At 56.2% G+C, this 17,190-nt stretch carries 15 protein-coding genes; 7 read left to right on the top strand and 8 right to left on the bottom strand.

The window, feature by feature from the left end:
• Window positions 1-14: 14 nt before the first annotated feature.
• From osmV to FCN45_RS09845, 4 genes are read right to left on the bottom strand one after another with little or no spacing between them, the layout of a single operon-like run.
• Window positions 15-1,151, bottom strand: a complete 1,137-nt coding sequence (gene osmV, locus FCN45_RS09860) for an osmoprotectant ABC transporter ATP-binding protein OsmV (RefSeq protein ID WP_101764353.1) — start codon at window positions 1,149-1,151, stop codon at window positions 15-17.
• On the bottom strand, window positions 1,151-1,798 hold the full coding sequence (gene osmW, locus FCN45_RS09855) for an osmoprotectant ABC transporter permease OsmW (protein ID WP_064738719.1): 648 nt from the start codon (window positions 1,796-1,798) through the stop codon (window positions 1,151-1,153). The genes osmV and osmW overlap by 1 nt, the downstream gene beginning before the upstream one ends.
• 9 nt (window positions 1,799-1,807) lie before the next feature.
• On the bottom strand, window positions 1,808-2,734 hold the full coding sequence (locus tag FCN45_RS09850) for a glycine betaine ABC transporter substrate-binding protein (RefSeq protein ID WP_008108905.1): 927 nt from the start codon (window positions 2,732-2,734) through the stop codon (window positions 1,808-1,810).
• Window positions 2,735-2,750: 16 nt separating this feature from the next.
• Window positions 2,751-3,467: an ABC transporter permease gene (locus FCN45_RS09845; protein WP_137385820.1), complete on the bottom strand. Its 717-nt coding sequence runs from the start codon at window positions 3,465-3,467 to the stop codon at window positions 2,751-2,753.
• 384 nt (window positions 3,468-3,851) lie between these two features.
• Here FCN45_RS09845 and FCN45_RS09840 point away from each other — a divergent pair, with 384 nt between their 5' ends.
• Window positions 3,852-5,312 (top strand): MDR family MFS transporter, encoded by a 1,461-nt coding sequence (locus FCN45_RS09840; protein ID WP_137385819.1) that lies wholly within the window; start codon window positions 3,852-3,854, stop codon window positions 5,310-5,312.
• Between the two features lie 31 nt (window positions 5,313-5,343).
• Here the strand turns inward: FCN45_RS09840 and FCN45_RS09835 are convergent, their stop codons facing one another.
• Complete coding sequence (locus tag FCN45_RS09835; RefSeq protein ID WP_110866185.1) at window positions 5,344-5,640, bottom strand: DUF1161 domain-containing protein; 297 nt, start codon at window positions 5,638-5,640, stop codon at window positions 5,344-5,346.
• Between the two features lie 52 nt (window positions 5,641-5,692).
• A complete protein-coding gene (locus tag FCN45_RS09830; protein WP_137385818.1) occupies window positions 5,693-6,028 on the bottom strand; it encodes a DUF1283 family protein in 336 nt (111 codons plus the stop codon).
• A 130-nt stretch (window positions 6,029-6,158) separates the two neighbouring features.
• Between FCN45_RS09830 and FCN45_RS09825 the strand changes: the two genes are divergently transcribed.
• Complete coding sequence (locus FCN45_RS09825) at window positions 6,159-6,488, top strand: YnfA family protein (RefSeq protein WP_137385817.1); 330 nt, start codon at window positions 6,159-6,161, stop codon at window positions 6,486-6,488.
• A gap of 126 nt (window positions 6,489-6,614) precedes the next feature.
• Here FCN45_RS09825 and ydfG read toward each other — a convergent pair whose 3' ends face one another.
• Window positions 6,615-7,361, bottom strand: a complete 747-nt coding sequence (gene ydfG / locus FCN45_RS09820; RefSeq protein ID WP_137385816.1) for a bifunctional NADP-dependent 3-hydroxy acid dehydrogenase/3-hydroxypropionate dehydrogenase YdfG — start codon at window positions 7,359-7,361, stop codon at window positions 6,615-6,617.
• Window positions 7,362-7,745: 384 nt separating this feature from the next.
• Between ydfG and guaD the strand changes: the two genes are divergently transcribed.
• From guaD to dcp, 5 genes are all read left to right on the top strand, one after another.
• The gene (gene guaD, locus FCN45_RS09815) at window positions 7,746-9,074 is read left to right on the top strand and encodes a guanine deaminase (protein ID WP_137385815.1); all 1,329 of its coding nucleotides are present in this window, start codon (window positions 7,746-7,748) and stop codon (window positions 9,072-9,074) included.
• Window positions 9,071-10,513: a xanthine dehydrogenase small subunit gene (xdhA, locus tag FCN45_RS09810; protein WP_137385814.1), complete on the top strand. Its 1,443-nt coding sequence runs from the start codon at window positions 9,071-9,073 to the stop codon at window positions 10,511-10,513. Before guaD ends, xdhA begins: the two co-directional genes overlap by 4 nt.
• Window positions 10,503-12,869: a xanthine dehydrogenase molybdopterin binding subunit gene (xdhB, locus tag FCN45_RS09805; protein ID WP_137385813.1), complete on the top strand. Its 2,367-nt coding sequence runs from the start codon at window positions 10,503-10,505 to the stop codon at window positions 12,867-12,869. The genes xdhA and xdhB overlap by 11 nt, the downstream gene beginning before the upstream one ends.
• The gene (xdhC, locus tag FCN45_RS09800) at window positions 12,856-13,638 is read left to right on the top strand and encodes a xanthine dehydrogenase accessory protein XdhC (protein ID WP_137385812.1); all 783 of its coding nucleotides are present in this window, start codon (window positions 12,856-12,858) and stop codon (window positions 13,636-13,638) included. Before xdhB ends, xdhC begins: the two co-directional genes overlap by 14 nt.
• Window positions 13,639-13,710: 72 nt before the next feature.
• Window positions 13,711-15,759 carry a peptidyl-dipeptidase Dcp gene (gene dcp, locus FCN45_RS09795; protein WP_137385811.1) on the top strand — a complete coding sequence of 683 codons (2,049 nt, stop codon included), beginning with the start codon at window positions 13,711-13,713 and terminating at the stop codon, window positions 15,757-15,759.
• Window positions 15,760-15,783: 24 nt separating this feature from the next.
• Here dcp and hpxO read toward each other — a convergent pair whose 3' ends face one another.
• Window positions 15,784-16,941 (bottom strand): FAD-dependent urate hydroxylase HpxO, encoded by a 1,158-nt coding sequence (hpxO, locus tag FCN45_RS09790; RefSeq protein WP_110866178.1) that lies wholly within the window; start codon window positions 16,939-16,941, stop codon window positions 15,784-15,786.
• Window positions 16,942-17,190: the final 249 nt, after the last annotated feature.

Raw genomic sequence — 17,190 nt, 5'->3', positions numbered from 1 at the left:
GACTGCTTAGGGTTTTACGGATTCAACCGACGGCGCGTACGTCCAGAACTGAGATAATCGGCAATGTAATCCTGCGATATCTCGCCGCTATAACGACCTTCCTCATCGACGATCGGCATCCACACCGTGTTGTGCTCATACAGCTTCGACAGCACCACGCGTAGGTTTTCTTCCGCTTTGCCGGTCACTTTAAAGGTATGCAGCATCTCTTCGCAGCGGCCAGTGGCGCCGCGCGCTTCACGCCGCTTCACAAATCCCAGTGGCTTGCCATCTTCATCAACCACCGTCACCGAACGCATATCGTTATCGTCCATGGTGGCGAAGGCCTCCTGCAGCGGCGTATTACGCTGCACGGTGATGGTGGGCTGCTGATCGGTGACATCGCCGGCCTGCACCAGCAACAAACGTTTCAGCGTACGGTCCTGACCGACAAAGGAGCCAACAAAGTCGTTCGCCGGTTTGGCTAACAGCTCATCCGGGCTGGCGCACTGCACAATTTTGCCCTGACCAAATACCGCGATGCGGTCGCCGAGCTTCAGCGCTTCATCAATATCATGGCTAACCAGCATAACGGTCTTTTTTAACTGGCGCTGCATCTCAAGGAATTCGTTCTGAATCACTTCACGGTTGATTGGGTCGACCGCACCAAAAGGTTCATCCATCAGCAAAACCGGTGGATCCGCAGCCAGCGCGCGAATCACGCCAATACGCTGCTGTTGACCGCCGGACATTTCGCGCGGATAGCGATGCAGGAACTTGGTCGGATCGAGCGCCACCATGCTCATCAATTCCGTGGCGCGTTCACGGCAGCGCTTCTTATCCCAACCCAACATGCGTGGCACCACGGTAATGTTCTCCTCGATGGTCATATTCGGGAACAGACCAATCTGCTGGATGACATAGCCAATATTGCGGCGCAGGGTGACGGTATCTTGTCCGCTGGTGTCTTCACCGTTGATCAAAATCCTGCCGCTTGAGGAGGGAATCAAACGGTTAATCATCTTCAGGGTGGTGGTTTTGCCACAACCCGATGGGCCGAGCAGCACGCACATTTCCCCGGCAGGCACTTCAAGGCTGACGTTGTCCACGGCATTGAGTGATGTGCCGTTCTTTTGCGTAAAGGTTTTCGTCAGGTTTTCCAGTTTTATCATTATCGAATCCCCTTAGGAGTCAGCGCCGACTGCAAACGGTGCAGCAGCCAATCAAGCACAATCGCGAGCAAACAAATCATCAAGGCACCGGCAATCAACATGCGCACATCGCTGCCGCTGATCCCGTCGAGCAGTTGCAGGCCCAAACCGCCCGCACCAATCACGGCGGCAATCGCCATCACGCCGACATTCATCACCACCGCTGTACGAATACCGCCAAAAATCACCGGCAGCGCCATCGGAATTTCTACCCAGCGCAGACGCTGCCAGAAGGTCATGCCAATCCCGCGACCGGCTTCACGCAGTCCGGGAGACAAATTCTCCAGCGCGGTGTGGGTGTTACGCACAATCGGCAGCAGCGAGTAGAGGAACACGGCGGTGATAGCGGGAAGGGCGCCAATGCCCTGACCGATCATAGAAAACAATGGAATCATCAAACCAAACAACGCGATGGTGGGAATGGTTAACACAATGGTGGCGATGCCGAGCACCGGCGTGGCCAGCCACTTAAAGCGCACAATCAAAATGCCCAGCGGTACGCCAACGATAATGGCGAAACCGACCGCCACCAGTACCAGCCACGTGTGTTGCCAGGTGAGCGTCATCAAGGTGTGCCAGTTATTCATGATGTAATGCAAGGTATCCACAGCGCCTCCTTACAGCATGTTCTTGGATTGAAGGAAATCACGCGCCACCTGTTGCGGCGACTGATGATCAATATCGACACGCTTATTCATCTCGGTGATCGCTTCGTCATTAATCAACGCGGAGAGCTGATTAAGCGCCGTATCCAAACCCGGATGGCTCTCCAGCACATCCTGACGCACTACGGGCGTGACGTTGTAACTTGGGAAGAAGTGCTTATCATCTTCTAACACTTTGAGTTCGAACCCTTTCACGCGGCCATCGGTGGTGTAGATCAAACCGGCATCAACAAAGCCATCGCGAATCGCGTTGTAAACCAAGCCGGGATCCATCTGGCGAATCTGCGGACGATCGAGCGGCATGTTGTAGGCTTTCTGCAATGGCTTAAGACCATCGGAGCGGCCTGAGAATTCCAGGTCCAAACCCAGTTTCCAGTTATGATCCGGATCGTTCTTGCGTACCTCTTCCAGCTTCGCCACCAGTTGCGACATAGTATTGATGCCTTCTTTCTCCGCACGATCGCGTTGCATGGCAAACGCATAGGTATTGTTCATCGGTGCAGGATTAAGCCACACCAGGCCCAATTTCGCATCCAGCTGTTTTACCGTTTTATACGCGTCTTCGGTCGACATCGGCTTATTGATGTGGTTAAAGATGATTAGCGAAGTACCGGTGTATTCCCATGTCATATCAATCTGTTTATTAATCATCGCGTTACGACCAATGGTGGTGGCGATATTAGTCTTGGGAATCACCTGAAAACCTTTCTTCTGCAACCAGATCACCGTCATCGCGGAGAGGATGTGCTGCTCCGTAAAGCTCTTAGTTGCCATGGTAATCGGGGTTGCAGCCGCGGCGCTTTGGCTGATTGCCAGCGTCGCGGTGAGTGCCAGCGCAGTACGTTTAACCCAGCGCGCCAGTTTGTTGGCAGTGGCCATCACAAAGCTCCTTGTGTTAAGCCGCAGAGTGCGGGCTGAGATAACGTCCCAATGCCGCGAGCAGCATGTCGAGCACCAGCGCAACCAGCGCGGTGGCCACAGCGCCGAGGATCAGCGTAGGGAAGTCGTTGAGGTAGATGCCGGGGAAAATCAGCTCACCAAAACTGCTGGCACCGATCAGGAACGCCAATGGCGCGGTACCGACGTTAATCGCCGTGGCGATGCGCACGCCTGCCAGAATCACCGGCAGCGCATTGGGAATTTCCACCTGACGCAAACGCTGAAACTTCGTCATACCTATACCGTTGGCGGCTTCAATCAGCGACGGCGGTACCGCGCTTAAACCGGCAAAAGTATTACGTACAATCGGCAGCAGTGAGGCGAGGAACAGGGCAATCAGCGCGGGACGATCGCCGATACCGACAATCACCATCGCGAGCGCCAATACCGCCAGCGGTGGCAGCGTGTTACCCACGTTGAAAATTTGCATCACGTGCTCTGCCCAGCGACGAGCAGATGGACGGCTAAGCAGGATGCCGCTGGGAATGCCCACCAGCAACGCAAAGAACATTGACCAAAACACTAAAAACAGATGCTGCTGCCCGAGATAAACCAAATCTTCCCGCCGGTCGCGCAGCGTATTCAGCCCCAGACCCCAAACCAGCAGGGCAATCACCGCAACAATCGCGAGCAGAGCCAGCCCAGCGCGGCGGGCGAGCGATGCATTTTGCATAGCCAGTGTCTCCCTGATTCAAGAAATCGTTCGATAGGTAATGTCATTCCCAGGATGACGGCGCAGTGTTAAAACGTACACATACGAAAATCCTTCACCCCGTTAAATTGCAGTTAAAATGACTGTTATCAGATGCTTTTTCAGTGAATATCTGGAAAGCACCGCTTAGACCTATAGCAATGCTTGTCGATAAGCGCTAGTTTTTGCGGCAAAATCAGACAGATAGAAATAATAAAAAACGCCATCTAACCCGCGTGGAATAAGGCATCGTCCGACAATAAAAAATTTTCATCGAAATAAGTGACGTCGTCACAAATGGGGCGCACGCAGAGGAAACTGGTCTGGTGAATTTTCAGCTAGCCTTGTTAGAAATTAAGGAGACGTATGACTGAAACTGCAGAATTGAACACGGAACATCGCCACTGGATTCTTATCGGCTGCATGCTCGCTATGTTTATGGCGGCGATTGAAGTCACCATCGTGGCCACCGCCATGCCAACCATTATTGCCGATCTTGGCGGCTTTTCGCAGTTTGGCTGGGTATTTTCCATCTATCTACTGACGCAAGCCGTCAGCGTGCCGCTGTATGGCCGACTGGCAGATATGTGGGGCCGCAAACGGCTGTTGTTTATCGGTGTTTCGCTCTTTTTACTGGGATCGATTCTGTGCGGATTTGCCCACAGCATGGCGTGGCTGATCCTGTTTCGCGCTTTTCAGGGGTTAGGTGCCGGCGCGATTATGCCGCTAACGTCCACCATTGTGGCAGACGTCTATTCGCCGCGCGAACGCGCCAACGTACAGGGCTGGCTCTCCAGCGTCTGGGGCGTGGCGGCAATCATTGGTCCGCTTAGCGGCGCGTGGCTGGTGCAGCACTTTAGCTGGTCGGTGATTTTCTGGGTCAACGTGCCGATTGGCGCCATCGCCATGCTGCTGCTGGCGCGTTTTCTGCCATCGCGTGAGCAAAATCAGGCCACCACGCTCAATCTCACCGGCAGCTGCTGGCTGATGATCTGCGTAACGGCATTATTAGTCGCGCTGTTGCAGGCCGAAGTGCTCGGTTTCTGGCTGCTGCCATTCCTGCTGCTGGCAGTCATCGCCGCCTGGCGTTTAAAACATCATGAACAGCGTGCTGATGCGCCGCTGTTCCCGCTGGAAATCTGGCGCAGCCGGCTCATCGTTGCAGGCAACATCGGCAACCTGATCATCGGTGCCAGTATGATGGGCATCAGCGCCTTTCTGCCAACCTGGATTCAGGGCATCACCGGCGGCACGCCGCTGCAGGCCGGCAGCGCACTGGCGATGATGTCGATTGGCTGGCCGCTGGCCAGTACATTGAGCGGTAGGTTGATGCTTATCACCTCCTATCGCTTCACCGCGCAGTTGGGCGCGCTGCTGCTGATTGCGGGCAGCGCATTACTGCTGCTACTGCGCAGCGACAGCTCAATCGTGCAGGCCGGATTCACCGCCTTTGTGATTGGTACCGGCATGGGCATGACCAGCACCACGTTTCTGGTATCGGTACAGAACCATGCGCATTACGACATTCGCGGCATTTGCACCGCCTCAATCATGTTCAGCCGCATGATCGGTTCGGCGATTGGTACCGCGTTATTGGGCGCGGTGCTGAACCTCAACTTGTCGCTGCGTCTGCCGCAGGCCGACGATCCGATGCAGAAAATCATGTCGCCTGAAAGCCGTCAGACGCTGTCGGAGGCGACATTGCATGACTGGACCGGACAAATCGCCAGTTCTTTACATTGGGTGTTTGTCGTGTCGTTGCTGATTGCGCTGCTAACGTTGTGGGTGGCGTGGATAATGCCGCGACAAAGGCCGGAAGTGGAATAAAAGCAGGGCGGCCAGAGAGCCGCCCGAAAGTTTACTGCGCTGGCGTATCCTGAGAGCTTCCCGCGCTGTCTGGCACGGTGCTGTCACCATCACGGCCATTTTTCTTGTAGACGATTTTCTGTGTGTCGTTCTCACAATGACCCACAACCTGGCCGCCGACCTGATCGGCTTGATCATTGGCCACGATATCCAGCGTGAAGTCCGATTCGGCGACGCCGTTGTTAATGATTTTTTTGCTGATGTCCGCTTTGACGCTTTCACAAGAAGCTTGCGCCAATACCGGCAGCGACAACATCGCCATCAGCAGCACTGCATTACGTTTTTTCATCATTCACTCCTTTGGTCAGAAATCCTGTCAAAACTATAGCAGTGATAAACGATTAAGGTGCAATTGGACGTCCGGTGCGGCGGTCGAGGCAACGCAGCGTATTCGGTTCCCAATAGGCGTTAACGTTGTAGCTCTTTTCGCAGGAATCGCGGGTATCAAAGGCTTTGTCCGCTTTATCGAACTCTTTCTCAACGCGCGTATTGACCTTATTACGCAGGTTTTTGGTATCGTTCCACTGCTCTTTGCTCTGGCGCGCGGCTTCATTACTGGAGGCGCTGCTGCCATCTTCAATAATCAGGCGATCGGTTTTGGCCGTAGCGATGGGCGCAGCCATTAACAGGCTCGACGTCACCACGGTAGCCAGCAGGGCGGAAAACAGTTTTTTCATCGTCATTTCCTTCAGTTAACACCAGCACAGCCGGGATCGCGGCTGTAACAACCACTGGCGCTAGTATATCATCGCTGCTTCTTTGCTCACCAGCGGTGAGCGCTTTGTTTAGCTTAGCGAGAGATTTTCTATGCTGGTCAAAACCGCCTTGCTGTTTTTTTTCACTGCGATAGCGGAAATTGTTGGCTGTTTCCTGCCGTGGCTATGGTTGAAGAAGGGCATGACTGCGTGGCTGCTGGTGCCAGCCGCGGCAAGTCTGGCGCTGTTTGTCTGGTTGTTGACGTTGCATCCCGCCGCGAGCGGGCGCGTTTATGCGGCCTATGGCGGCGTATACGTGCTGACGGCGCTAATCTGGCTGCGCGTGGTGGATGGCGTAAAACTGAGTACGTGGGATTGGGTCGGCGCGCTGGTCGCCTTGAGCGGCATGTTGATTATCGTGACCGGTTGGGGCCGCGCGTAATCATCGGCCACACCGGCGTGCGAGATCAGGGGAAACATCCCGATGCGGTCGTCGCGGCAAAAGCCGCCGGAGCGCCTCACAGGATGGTCGCCCCGGGTATTTCGATCAAACAGCGTGTAACCGCGATTAACCTTTATGCACCTTCAGTCCCGCGGTGGTTTGCGTCACCGGCATAATCTCCAGCGTATTGATGTTGACGTGCTTCGGCAGCGTCGTCACCCAATACACCGCTTCGGTGACATCTTCCGCCGTCAGCGCGGTGGTGCCTTCATAAACCTGGCCCGCTTTATCGTCATCGCCCTTAAAGCGCACGTTTGAGAACTCGGTTCCGCCCACCAAACCTGGCTCGATATCGGTCACGCGCAGCGCGGTGCCGTGAAGGTCGGTACGCAGATTCAGGCTGAACTGGCGCACGAACGCTTTGGTCGCGCCATACACGTTGCCACCCAAGTAAGGCCAGCTGCCGGCAATCGAACCGATATTCACGATATGACCAACATTGCGTTCAACCATTGCCGGCAGCACCGCACGCGTCATGTACACCAAACCTTTGTTGTTGGTGTCGATCATATTTTCCCAGTCTTCGATATTGGCTTTGTGCGCCGGTTCCACACCCAACGCCAGGCCAGCATTGTTAACCAGCACATCAATATTGCGCCATTCAGCGGGCAGGGAGGCGATCGCTTCATCGATGGCGGCGCGATTACGCACGTCCAGCTGAACGGTATACAGATTGTCGCCCAGCTCATCTTTCAGCTCTTTTAAACGCTCAGCGCGACGTCCGCTGGCGATCACTTTGTGACCTGTAGCAATGAAGCGGCGGGTAATACTTTGACCAAAACCAGCAGTTGCGCCAGTAACACAAATAATCATCTCACTGTTCCTTATACGATTTCAGGTTATCAGCCACACCTTAGCATTAACCTCGAACCCATGCTCATGAAAACCCAAAGCAGCGTGTTGCAGGATTTTTCCTGCACATTACGAGTGCAATGGCGCACCACAAAGACGCATCTCAACAGGCGATAATCACGCCATGCGCAATAAAACTCGCCGCAATGTTAAATCGCAACCGTTTGCGATAGCAGGCAACCGGTTGCGCATACGTTTGCTCGTCAAGCTTGACACAAAAACGCATCGGAACAACCTATTATATTGAAAGTAAACAGTATTTTTTGTTCTTTGCATTGGCATGCGCTTTGCAAACTATCTTTAAGGCAATCACCTGCACTCATAAAAAAGCACCAAGGAACCATTATGCTTTACGCACCCGAAACGCTGCTGCGCGCCAGCTTCTTTGATTTCACCGCTCTGGCCGCGCAGCCAGACGACATCGCTGCCAATGCACGCTATCTCGAAGATGGCTTATTAACGCTGCGTGACGGCAAAGTGGTCAGCCTGGAAAGCTGGCAAATCGCGGAAGGGCGCGTTGATCCCACTCGCGTCACCGATCTGCGCGGTAAACTGATCGTGCCCGGCTTTATCGATACCCATATTCATTATCCGCAAACCGAAATGATCGGCGCCTTTGGCGAACAGCTGCTGGAGTGGCTCAACCAATATACCTTCCCGGTGGAGAGCCAATATCACTGTCCCGATCACGCGGCAAAAATGTCGGCGTTCTTCCTGCATCAGCTGCTGTCGAATGGCACCACCACCGCGCTGGTGTTCGGCACCGTGCATAAGCAGTCGGTCGACTCGCTGTTCAGCGCCGCGCAGCAGCTGGATATGCGGCTGATTGCTGGCAAAGTGATGATGGATCGTAACGCGCCGGAATACCTGACCGAAACGCCGGAAGAGAGTTATCAGCACACGCGTGAACTGATTGAGCGCTGGCATCAGCGCGGTCGCCTGAGCTATGCGCTCACGCCGCGCTTTGCACCGACCTCGTCGCCGGAATTGCTGGATAAAGTGCGTCAGCTGCGCGAGGAGTTTCCTGATGTCTGGATGCACACGCACCTAAGTGAAAATCCGCAGGAGATCGCTTGGGTAAAAGCGCTATTCCCGGAGCGCGCAGGCTATCTTGATGTTTATCATCATCACCAACTTACCGGCAAACGCAGCGTGTTCGCGCACTGCCTGCATCTGGAAGATCAAGAGTGGCAATGCCTGCATGACACCGATTCATCAATTGCCTTCTGCCCGACCTCAAACCTGTTCCTCGGCAGCGGCTTATTCAACATCAAACGCTGCTGGCAGCAGGGCGTACGCATGGGCATTGGCACCGACGTGGGCGCAGGCACCACCTTTAATCTGCTGCAAACGCTGGGCGAAGCCTACAAAGTCGGCCAGCTACAGCAATACAAACTCAGCGCCTGCGAAGCGTTTTATCACGCCACCTTAGGCGGCGCGCACGCGCTCGATCTGGATGACGTTATCGGCAATTTTAACCCCGGCAAAGAGGCCGATTTCGTGGTACTCGATGCGGCGGTGTCGCCGCTGCAGAAGCTGCGCAATGCCAACAGCAAAGACATCTGGGAGCGGCTGTTTGTAATGATGACGCTTGGCGACGACCGCAACATCGCGCAAACCTGGGTGAGCGGCAAACCGGTTTGGCAGCGCGAAAGTGAGGAGCAAATCGCATGATCCAGTTCTTACTCAACGATCGTTTAATCACCGAATGCGAGCTTGATCCCAATCTCACCGTGCTTAACTACCTGCGCGGCCAGCAGCAGCGTCGCGGTACCAAAGAGGGCTGCGCGTCTGGCGATTGCGGTGCCTGCACCGTCACGCTCGGTAAAGTCGTCGATGGGCAGATGCAGTATCAGGCGGTGAACAGCTGTTTGACGCTGGTCAGCAGCCTGCAAGGCAAGCAATTGATTACCGTGGAAGATCTCAAGCAGGGCCGCGAACTGCACAGCGTGCAGCAAGCGATGGTGGATTGCCACGGCTCGCAATGCGGCTACTGCACGCCGGGTTTTGTGATGTCGCTGTTTACTCTGCAGAAAAACAGCGCTGGCTGGGATCGACATCAGGCAGAACAGGCGCTGGCGGGTAATTTATGCCGTTGCACCGGCTATCGTCCGATCATGGATGCGGCGCAGCAGGCGTGTGAACAACCAGATGCGGATGCCTTCCGTGCCAATGCACCCGCGCTAGTACAGCGTTTACAGGCGCTCAGCAACGATGAAGTACAGATCATCGAAGCCGCGGGCAGCCGCTGCTATCTGCCGAAAACAGTAGCGCAACTCGCCGAGCTCTATCAGCAATATCCTGAAGCCCGCCTGGTGGCTGGCGGTACCGATCTGACGCTGCAAATCACTCAGCAATATCAGCGCTTGCCGCTGCTGATCGCGCTGGAGCAGATTGATGAGTTGAAGGTCTGCCACGAAGATGAAACGCATCTTTACCTCGGTGCTGCCGCCTCATTGCAGCATTGCTATCAGTTTTTAGCGCAGCACATTCCAGCGTTTAGCAGCATGCTGGAGCGTTTTGCCTCATTGCAAATTCGTAATCAGGGCACGCTCGGCGGCAATATTGGTAACGCATCGCCGATTGGTGATTGCGCGCCGATGCTGCTGGCTTTAAATGCGCGTCTGGTCTTGCAGCAGGGCAACAAGCAGCGAGAAGTCCCGCTCGATCAATTCTTTACTGCTTATCGTCAAACTGTCTTGCTGCCGGGAGAATTCATTCACAGCATCACCATCGCCAAAGTGACGGTGTCACCCAACTTTGCGGCGTGGAAAGTGGCTAAACGGCTGGATGATGATATTTCCGCGGTTTTCGCCGCTATCAATCTGCACATCGCGGAAGGGGTAATTGTGGAAGCGCGGCTCGCCTTTGGGGGTATGGCCGCCACGCCAAAACGCGCGCTGGCGGCTGAAGCACAACTGCTGGGCCAGCCGCTGCATCTCAGCGCCATCGAAAAAGCCTGCGCCGCGCTGAGTGAGGATTTCCAGCCGCTAAGCGACTTCCGCGCCAGCGCCGATTACCGCCTGCAGGTGGCGCGCAATCTATTGCGCCGCTATTACGCACAAGCGTCTGGCGAGCTGACCATTACTGAGGTATCGCGCTATGTCTCATAACCGTCCGGAACTGAACGAAACGCTGCTCAAAGCCCAGTTTGCCACCGACATGCAAACGGGCGTCGGGCGCAGCAATAAACACGAAAGTGCCGATAAGCATGTCTCCGGTGAAGCGCTGTATATCGACGACAAGCCAGATCTGCCAGGATTGCTGCATCTCTGTCCGCGTCTGAGTGAGCATGCGCATGCGCGCATCACCAAACTGGATGTGCAGCCATGTTACGCGGTGCCGGGTGTAGTCAGCGTGCTGACGTGGCGCGATGTGCCGGGCCTCAACGATGTCGGTCCGCTCGAACCGGGCGATCCGCTGCTGGCGCAGGACACAATCGAATATTTCGGTCAAATCGTCATTGCCGTCGCCGCTGATTCACCCGAAGCGGCGCGTGCCGGCGCCGCAGCGGCGATCGTGGAGTACGAAGCGCTACCGGCCGTCCTCGACGTGCGTGAAGCGCTGGAACAGCGTTTCTTTGTGCAGCAGCCGCACATTCACCAACGCGGTGATGCCGACGCTGCGCTGGCGCGGGCGTCACGCCGTATTCAGGGCGAATTTCACATCGGCGGTCAGGAACATTTCTATCTGGAAACCCAGACGGCGCTGGTGATCCCCGGCGAAGATGACAGCTTGCAGGTGTTCTCCTCGACGCAAAACCCCACCGAAGTGCAGAAACTGGTGGCGGAAGTGATGGGCATCACCATGAACAAAGTCACCATTGATATGCGGCGCATGGGCGGTGGCTTTGGCGGCAAAGAGACGCAGGCGGCGGGCGTGGCGTGTTTGTGTGCCATCGCCGCGCGTCAGCTGCGAAAACCGGTAAAAATGCGCCTGGCGCGCCGCGACGATATGCTGATCACCGGCAAACGCCATCCGTTTTTTGTCCGCTACGATGTCGGCGTCGATGACAATGGTCGCTTCTGCGGCGTGAAGATCGATCTGGCCGGCAACTGCGGTTATTCACTCGATCTCAGCGGATCGATTGTCGATCGTGCGATGTTCCACGCCGATAACGCGTATTACCTCGGCGATGCACTGATTATCGGCTATCGCTGCCGCACACATACCGCCTCGAACACCGCGTACCGTGGCTTTGGCGGGCCGCAAGGCATGGTGGCGATTGAGCAGATCATGGATCACGTCGCGCGCGAAGTGGGAGTAGATCCACTCGAACTGCGCAAACGTAACTATTACGGCAAAACCGATCGCAACATCACCCATTACCACCAGCAGGTGGAAGACAATCTGCTGGATGAGATGACGGAGCAATTGGAAACCAGCAGCGAATACGCCGCGCGGCGTCGTGACATCAGCGCATTTAACGCCAGCAACCGTTTTATGAAACGCGGACTAGCGCTGACGCCGGTGAAATTCGGCATCTCTTTTACCTCCAGCTTCCTCAATCAGGCCGGCGCGCTGATTTTGATTTACACCGATGGCACGGTGCAGCTCAATCACGGCGGCACCGAAATGGGCCAGGGCTTAAACACCAAAGTGGCGCAGATTGTGGCGGAAGTGCTGCAGATTGATATCAGCCAGATTCAGGTGACCGCCACCGATACCGGCAAAGTGCCCAACACCTCGCCAACCGCAGCGTCCAGCGGGGCCGATCTCAACGGCAAAGCGGCGCAAAATGCGGCGCAAATCCTGCGCGATCGCATGACCGAGATGCTGTGTCAGCAACATCAATGCGCGGCAGACGCGGTGCATTTCAGCAACGGTATCGTGCGCGTCGGCGAGAAACACTTCACCTTCGCCCAGGTTGCACAGCAAGCGTGGCTTAATCAGGTGCCGCTTTCTGCCACCGGTTTCTACAAAGTGCCGGGCATCCATTACGATCGCGCCGCCGGACGCGGTAAACCGTTCTATTACTTCTCCTACGGCGCGGCCTGCTGCGAAGTGCTGGTGGATACGCTGACCGGCGAATACCGCTTGCTGCGCGCCGACATTTTGCATGATGTGGGCGCGTCGCTGAATCCGGCCATTGATATCGGCCAGGTTGAGGGCGGTTTTGTGCAGGGCATGGGCTGGCTCACCTGCGAAGAACTGGTGTGGAACGACAAGGGCAAATTGCTCACCGATGGCCCGGCCAGCTACAAAATCCCGGCGATCAGCGATGTACCCAGTGATTTGCGCGTCACGCTGGTTGAGAACCGCAAAAACCCGCAGGACACGGTGTTCCACTCCAAAGCCGTCGGCGAACCGCCGTTCATGTTGGGCATCGCCGTGTGGTGCGCATTGCAGGATGCGGTTGCCAGCGTTGATAACTATCTTCGCCATCCGCAGCTGGACGCACCCGCCACGCCGGAGCGGGTATTCTGGGGGATTCAGCGCTTATCGGGAGCGGAACATGATTTATCATGACTGGATCAGCGTGTTGCACAGCCTGCGGGAAAAACGCGAAAGCTGCGTACTGATTACCGTGCTCAGCGAGCGGGGCTCCGTGCCGCGCGATCGTGGTAGCAAGATGGTAGTCAGCGCCAGCGACACTTTTCTCACCATTGGCGGCGGCCATCTCGAATATCAATGCATTGCGCAGGCGCGCGAGATGCTGCAGCAGCGCTGCACCCAGCCGCGCAGTGAAGAGTTTGCGCTGGCTGCACGTCTCGGCCAATGCTGCGGTGGTCACGCCACTTTGCTGTTTGAACCGCTAATGCAGCAGCAGCCGGAAATCCAGGTGTACGGTGCAGGTCATGTTGGCCAGGCGCTGGTGAATCTGCTTGCCACTTTGCCGTGCCGTATTACGTGGATTGATAGCCGCGCCGCGCAGTTTCGCGCCGTGCCGCCCGGCGTGACGGTGCGTCAGGTTGAGGATCCGATTGATTGCGTGCAGGAAGCCGCGCCCGACAGCTATTTTGTGGTGATGACGCACGATCATCCACTCGATCTAGCGCTCAGCGAAGCGATCTTGCGGCGCGGCGATTTTCGCTATGCCGGTGTGATTGGTTCTGCCACTAAAGCCCAGCGCTTTCGCTATCGCTTAGAGGGCAAAGGCATTGCGGCAGATTCCCTCGCACGTTTGCGCTGCCCGATTGGTTTGGCGGATGTGAAGGGCAAGTTACCGGCGGAAATTGCCGTCGCGGTGGCGGGAGAAATCATCAGCGTTTATCAGCAGCAGGCGATAAGTTGTTGAGTGACGAGGAAACTGCCAGGATAGAACCATCCCGCCGCCACCGTGCGGCGTTGCTGATTATCAGGAGCGATAATGAATTCACGAGCCAATCCGTTTTTCACCGCCAGCACCTTGCCGTATCAAACCCCGCCATTTGACCAGATTCAGGAAGAGGATTTTCTGCCGGCGCTGGAAGCGGGGATTGAAGAGAAACGGCGCGAAGTGGCGGCGATCGCCAGCAATCCTGACGCGCCAACCTTTGCCAACACCTTTGAGGCGCTGGAGCGTAGCGGCCAGTTGCTGAAGCGCGTGAATCTGGTGTTTGGTGCCATGACTTCCGCCAACACCAGCGATCGCCTGCAGGAAATCGATGAACTGATTACCCCGCAACTCACCGCGCTCAATGACGAAATCTACCTGAACAGCCAGCTGTTTGCTCGCCTCGATACCGTTTACCAGCATCGCGGCTCGCAGTGCCCGGATGCCGAAGCGATGCGGCTGGCGGAAGTCACCTGGCAGCATTTTCAGCTGGCCGGTGCCAGCCTGAACGAAGCGGATAAAACCCAGCTGCGCGCCTGCAATCAGGAGCTGGCGAGCCTCAGCACCCGCTTCGGCAATAAGTTGCTGGCGGCCACCAAAGCCGGTGCTTATGTGGTGAGCAATGTTGCGGCGCTGGCCGGATTAAGTGAAGAAGAGCTGGCGCATGCCAAAGCGGCGGCCGAAGCACGCGGCTTGCACGGCGAATGGCTGATTGCGCTGCAAAACACCACGCAGCAACCGGCGCTGCAGGCGCTGGAAGTACGCGCCACGCGTGAAGCGCTGTTCCAGCAGGCGCTAACACGCAGCGAGCAGGGCGATGATAACGACACGCGCGACATCGTGTTACGCATGGCGCAGCTGCGCGCGCAGCAAGCGAGTTTGCTCGGTTTCAAAACCTATGCCGAATGGAGCATGCAGGATCAGATGGCGAAAACGCCGGAGGCGGCTTTTGCCTTTATGCGCAATATTGTCCCTGCCGCGCGGGCTCGCGCTGAACGCGAAGCCGCCGACATTCAGCAGGCCATTGAAGCCGCGCATCACCGTTTTCCGCTGCGCGCCTGGGACTGGAGTTTTTATGCCGAGCAGGTGCGTAAAGCCCAATACGCGCTGGATGAGAGCCAAATCCGCCCGTACTTTGAGCTGAATAACGTGCTGGAAAAAGGTGTGTTCTGGTCGGCCAGCCAGCTTTTTGGCATTCGCTTTAGCCAGCGCCACGATCTGCCGGTTTATCATCCGGACGTTAACGTTTACGAGATTTTCGATGCCGACGACACGCCGCTGGCGCTGTTCTACACCGATTTCTTTAAGCGTGATAACAAAAGCGGCGGCGCGTGGATGAGTAATTTCGTCGACCAAACCACGCTGCTCGGCACCAAACCGGTGATCTACAACGTGTGCAATTACACCAAGCCGCAGGCAGGCCAGCCGGCGCTGCTGAGCTGGGATGAAGTGATCACGCTGTTCCACGAGTTTGGTCATGCGCTGCACGGTTTGTTCGCCACGCAACGCTATCCGAGCTTGTCGGGCACCGCCACGCCGCGCGACTTTGTCGAGTTCCCGTCGCAGATTAATGAGCATTGGGCCAGCAACGAAGCGGTGTTTGCCAACTATGCGCGCCATTACAAAACCGGAGAGGCGATGCCTGCTGAGCTGCGCGACAAGATGGTGCGCGCCGCGAAGTTCAACAAAGGCTACGACATGACCGAGCTGCTGGCCGCCGCGCTGCTGGATCTGCAGTGGCATTCACTGACCACGCACGACAATCCGCAGGATGTCAGCCACTTCGAGCTGCAGGCGCTGGCCGCCGAAAACATTGCGCTGGCGACGGTTCCGCCCCGTTATCGCTCCAGCTATTTCCGCCATATCTGGGGCGGCGGCTATGCAGCCGGTTATTACGCCTATATCTGGACGCAGATGCTCGCCGATGATGGCTATCAAGCCTTTGTCGAACGCGGTGGATTAACACGTGAAAACGGTCAGCAGTTCCGCGAACATATTCTGTCACGCGGTAACAGCACCGATTTGCAGCATCTGTGGCTGGCGTGGCGCGGCAAAGAGCCGGACATCGGCCCAATGCTGAAAAATCGTGGATTAGAGTCGTAGAACCGCCATTGATGGCGACCTGGTTCAACCCAGCGGACCGCCTTCAATGGTATCGCACATGCCGGCCAGCACGCGCTCGCCGGTTTCGTTTTTCAAATCTGCATACCACGCCGCCGTCACTTCCGCGTCTTTAGCGTGGGTCACATCGCAGCGCTTACGGGCTTTCAACACCAAATCTTTGGTGCGATCCACACGACGGGCTTCATAACGCAACAACGCATCCTCAATCCCTAAAGAGTGTGACGCCAGCGTCTGCGCCAGCACCACCGCATCTTCCATCGCCGCACAACCGCCTTGCCCGATATCCGGCGTGGTGCTGTGTGCGGCATCGCCCAGCAACGCCACGCGACCTTTAACAAAACGGCTAAACGGTTCGATGTCGTGGATTTCCACGCGGTTGGTGGTTTCCGGATTGAGGCGTTCAATCAGACGCTGCACCGGTTCGGCCCAGCCGCTGAAGTAGCCTTTGAGATCGTTTTTCAACGTTGCGCGATCTTCCGGCAAGCCTTTTGGCAGCGGAACATCAAAGAAGAAGTAGAAGCGGTTATCGCTGACCGGCATCAGCGACACGCGTTTGCCTTCGCCGACAAAAGTGGTCCATTGATCGGCGGGCGCAATCGCTTCATCAATTGTCACCAGTCCGTTCCAGTTGACGTAACCGGCGTAACGACGTTCCACGCTTTCACCCAGCACATAGTGGCGGATCACCGAGTGCGTACCATCGGCGGCAATCAGAAAATCACCTTCGGCCTGGCTACCGTCATCAAACCAGGCGGTGACGCCATGCTCGGTTTGCTCAACCTGCGTGACGCGTTTACCAAAGCTAATGCGCGAACGTCCGTAGGTATCGATCAGCATCGCCTGCAATTCGGCGCGCGCCACCGGATAGGGATATTCCCCCACCTGCTGCACCAGCGGTTTCATGCTGAAGCGGGTGAGCGTGCTGCCGCTGTGCGCATCGTTGTAGGCCATAAACGCCATGTTGCCGCCCAGTGCGCGCAGCGGCTCTTTCATGCCCAACGCGTTGAGACATTTCACGCCGTTGGGCCAGATAGATATCGCCGCACCCACCGGCTTCATCTCTTTCACTGCTTCAAATACGGCGGTGTCAAAACCCGCTTTCTCCAGCGCAATCGCAGCACTCATACCGCCAATGCCCGCGCCAATCACAATCGCTTTCATATCCGTCTCCTTTGCTATGCATTAAAGACTGCAACTTTTGTACCAGGTTGGAAGATTGGCCAAATGAAGGCTAACTCATTGATTTTAAATTAACGAAGCAGCATCTGATCTTGCCGCTCTGCACTACAGTGGCGCACGCCCATGCACTGTAGCAGAGCAACTTCTGTGAAAGAGTGAATCGATTGTTTCAGCATGGTAATTGGCCCCGCAGCAGCCATACTCATTGCACCCGTTCTGCGAGGACTCAAT

Origin of the sequence: Pantoea sp. SO10, assembly GCF_005281435.1 — a bacterium.
In the GTDB taxonomy this organism is placed as follows: domain Bacteria; phylum Pseudomonadota; class Gammaproteobacteria; order Enterobacterales; family Enterobacteriaceae; genus Pantoea; species Pantoea leporis.
Note: the sequence above shows the minus strand (reverse complement) of the source record. Positions and strands in the feature narration are given on the sequence as shown.

Bases quoted from the DNA above. Each gene is read 5' to 3' on its own strand.
- osmV (WP_101764353.1), bottom strand. From the start codon at position 1,151: ATGATAAAACTGGAAAACCTGACGAAAACCTTTACGCAAAAGAACGGC.
- FCN45_RS09850 (WP_008108905.1), bottom strand. From the start codon at position 2,734: ATGGCCACTGCCAACAAACTGGCGCGCTGGGTTAAACGTACTGCGCTG.
- FCN45_RS09845 (WP_137385820.1), bottom strand. From the start codon at position 3,467: ATGCAAAATGCATCGCTCGCCCGCCGCGCTGGGCTGGCTCTGCTCGCG.
- FCN45_RS09840 (WP_137385819.1), top strand. From the start codon at position 3,852: ATGACTGAAACTGCAGAATTGAACACGGAACATCGCCACTGGATTCTT.
- FCN45_RS09835 (WP_110866185.1), bottom strand. From the start codon at position 5,640: ATGAAAAAACGTAATGCAGTGCTGCTGATGGCGATGTTGTCGCTGCCG.
- FCN45_RS09830 (WP_137385818.1), bottom strand. From the start codon at position 6,028: ATGAAAAAACTGTTTTCCGCCCTGCTGGCTACCGTGGTGACGTCGAGC.
- FCN45_RS09825 (WP_137385817.1), top strand. From the start codon at position 6,159: ATGCTGGTCAAAACCGCCTTGCTGTTTTTTTTCACTGCGATAGCGGAA.
- ydfG (WP_137385816.1), bottom strand. From the start codon at position 7,361: ATGATTATTTGTGTTACTGGCGCAACTGCTGGTTTTGGTCAAAGTATT.
- guaD (WP_137385815.1), top strand. From the start codon at position 7,746: ATGCTTTACGCACCCGAAACGCTGCTGCGCGCCAGCTTCTTTGATTTC.
- xdhA (WP_137385814.1), top strand. From the start codon at position 9,071: ATGATCCAGTTCTTACTCAACGATCGTTTAATCACCGAATGCGAGCTT.
- xdhB (WP_137385813.1), top strand. From the start codon at position 10,503: ATGTCTCATAACCGTCCGGAACTGAACGAAACGCTGCTCAAAGCCCAG.
- xdhC (WP_137385812.1), top strand. From the start codon at position 12,856: ATGATTTATCATGACTGGATCAGCGTGTTGCACAGCCTGCGGGAAAAA.
- dcp (WP_137385811.1), top strand. From the start codon at position 13,711: ATGAATTCACGAGCCAATCCGTTTTTCACCGCCAGCACCTTGCCGTAT.
- hpxO (WP_110866178.1), bottom strand. From the start codon at position 16,941: ATGAAAGCGATTGTGATTGGCGCGGGCATTGGCGGTATGAGTGCTGCG.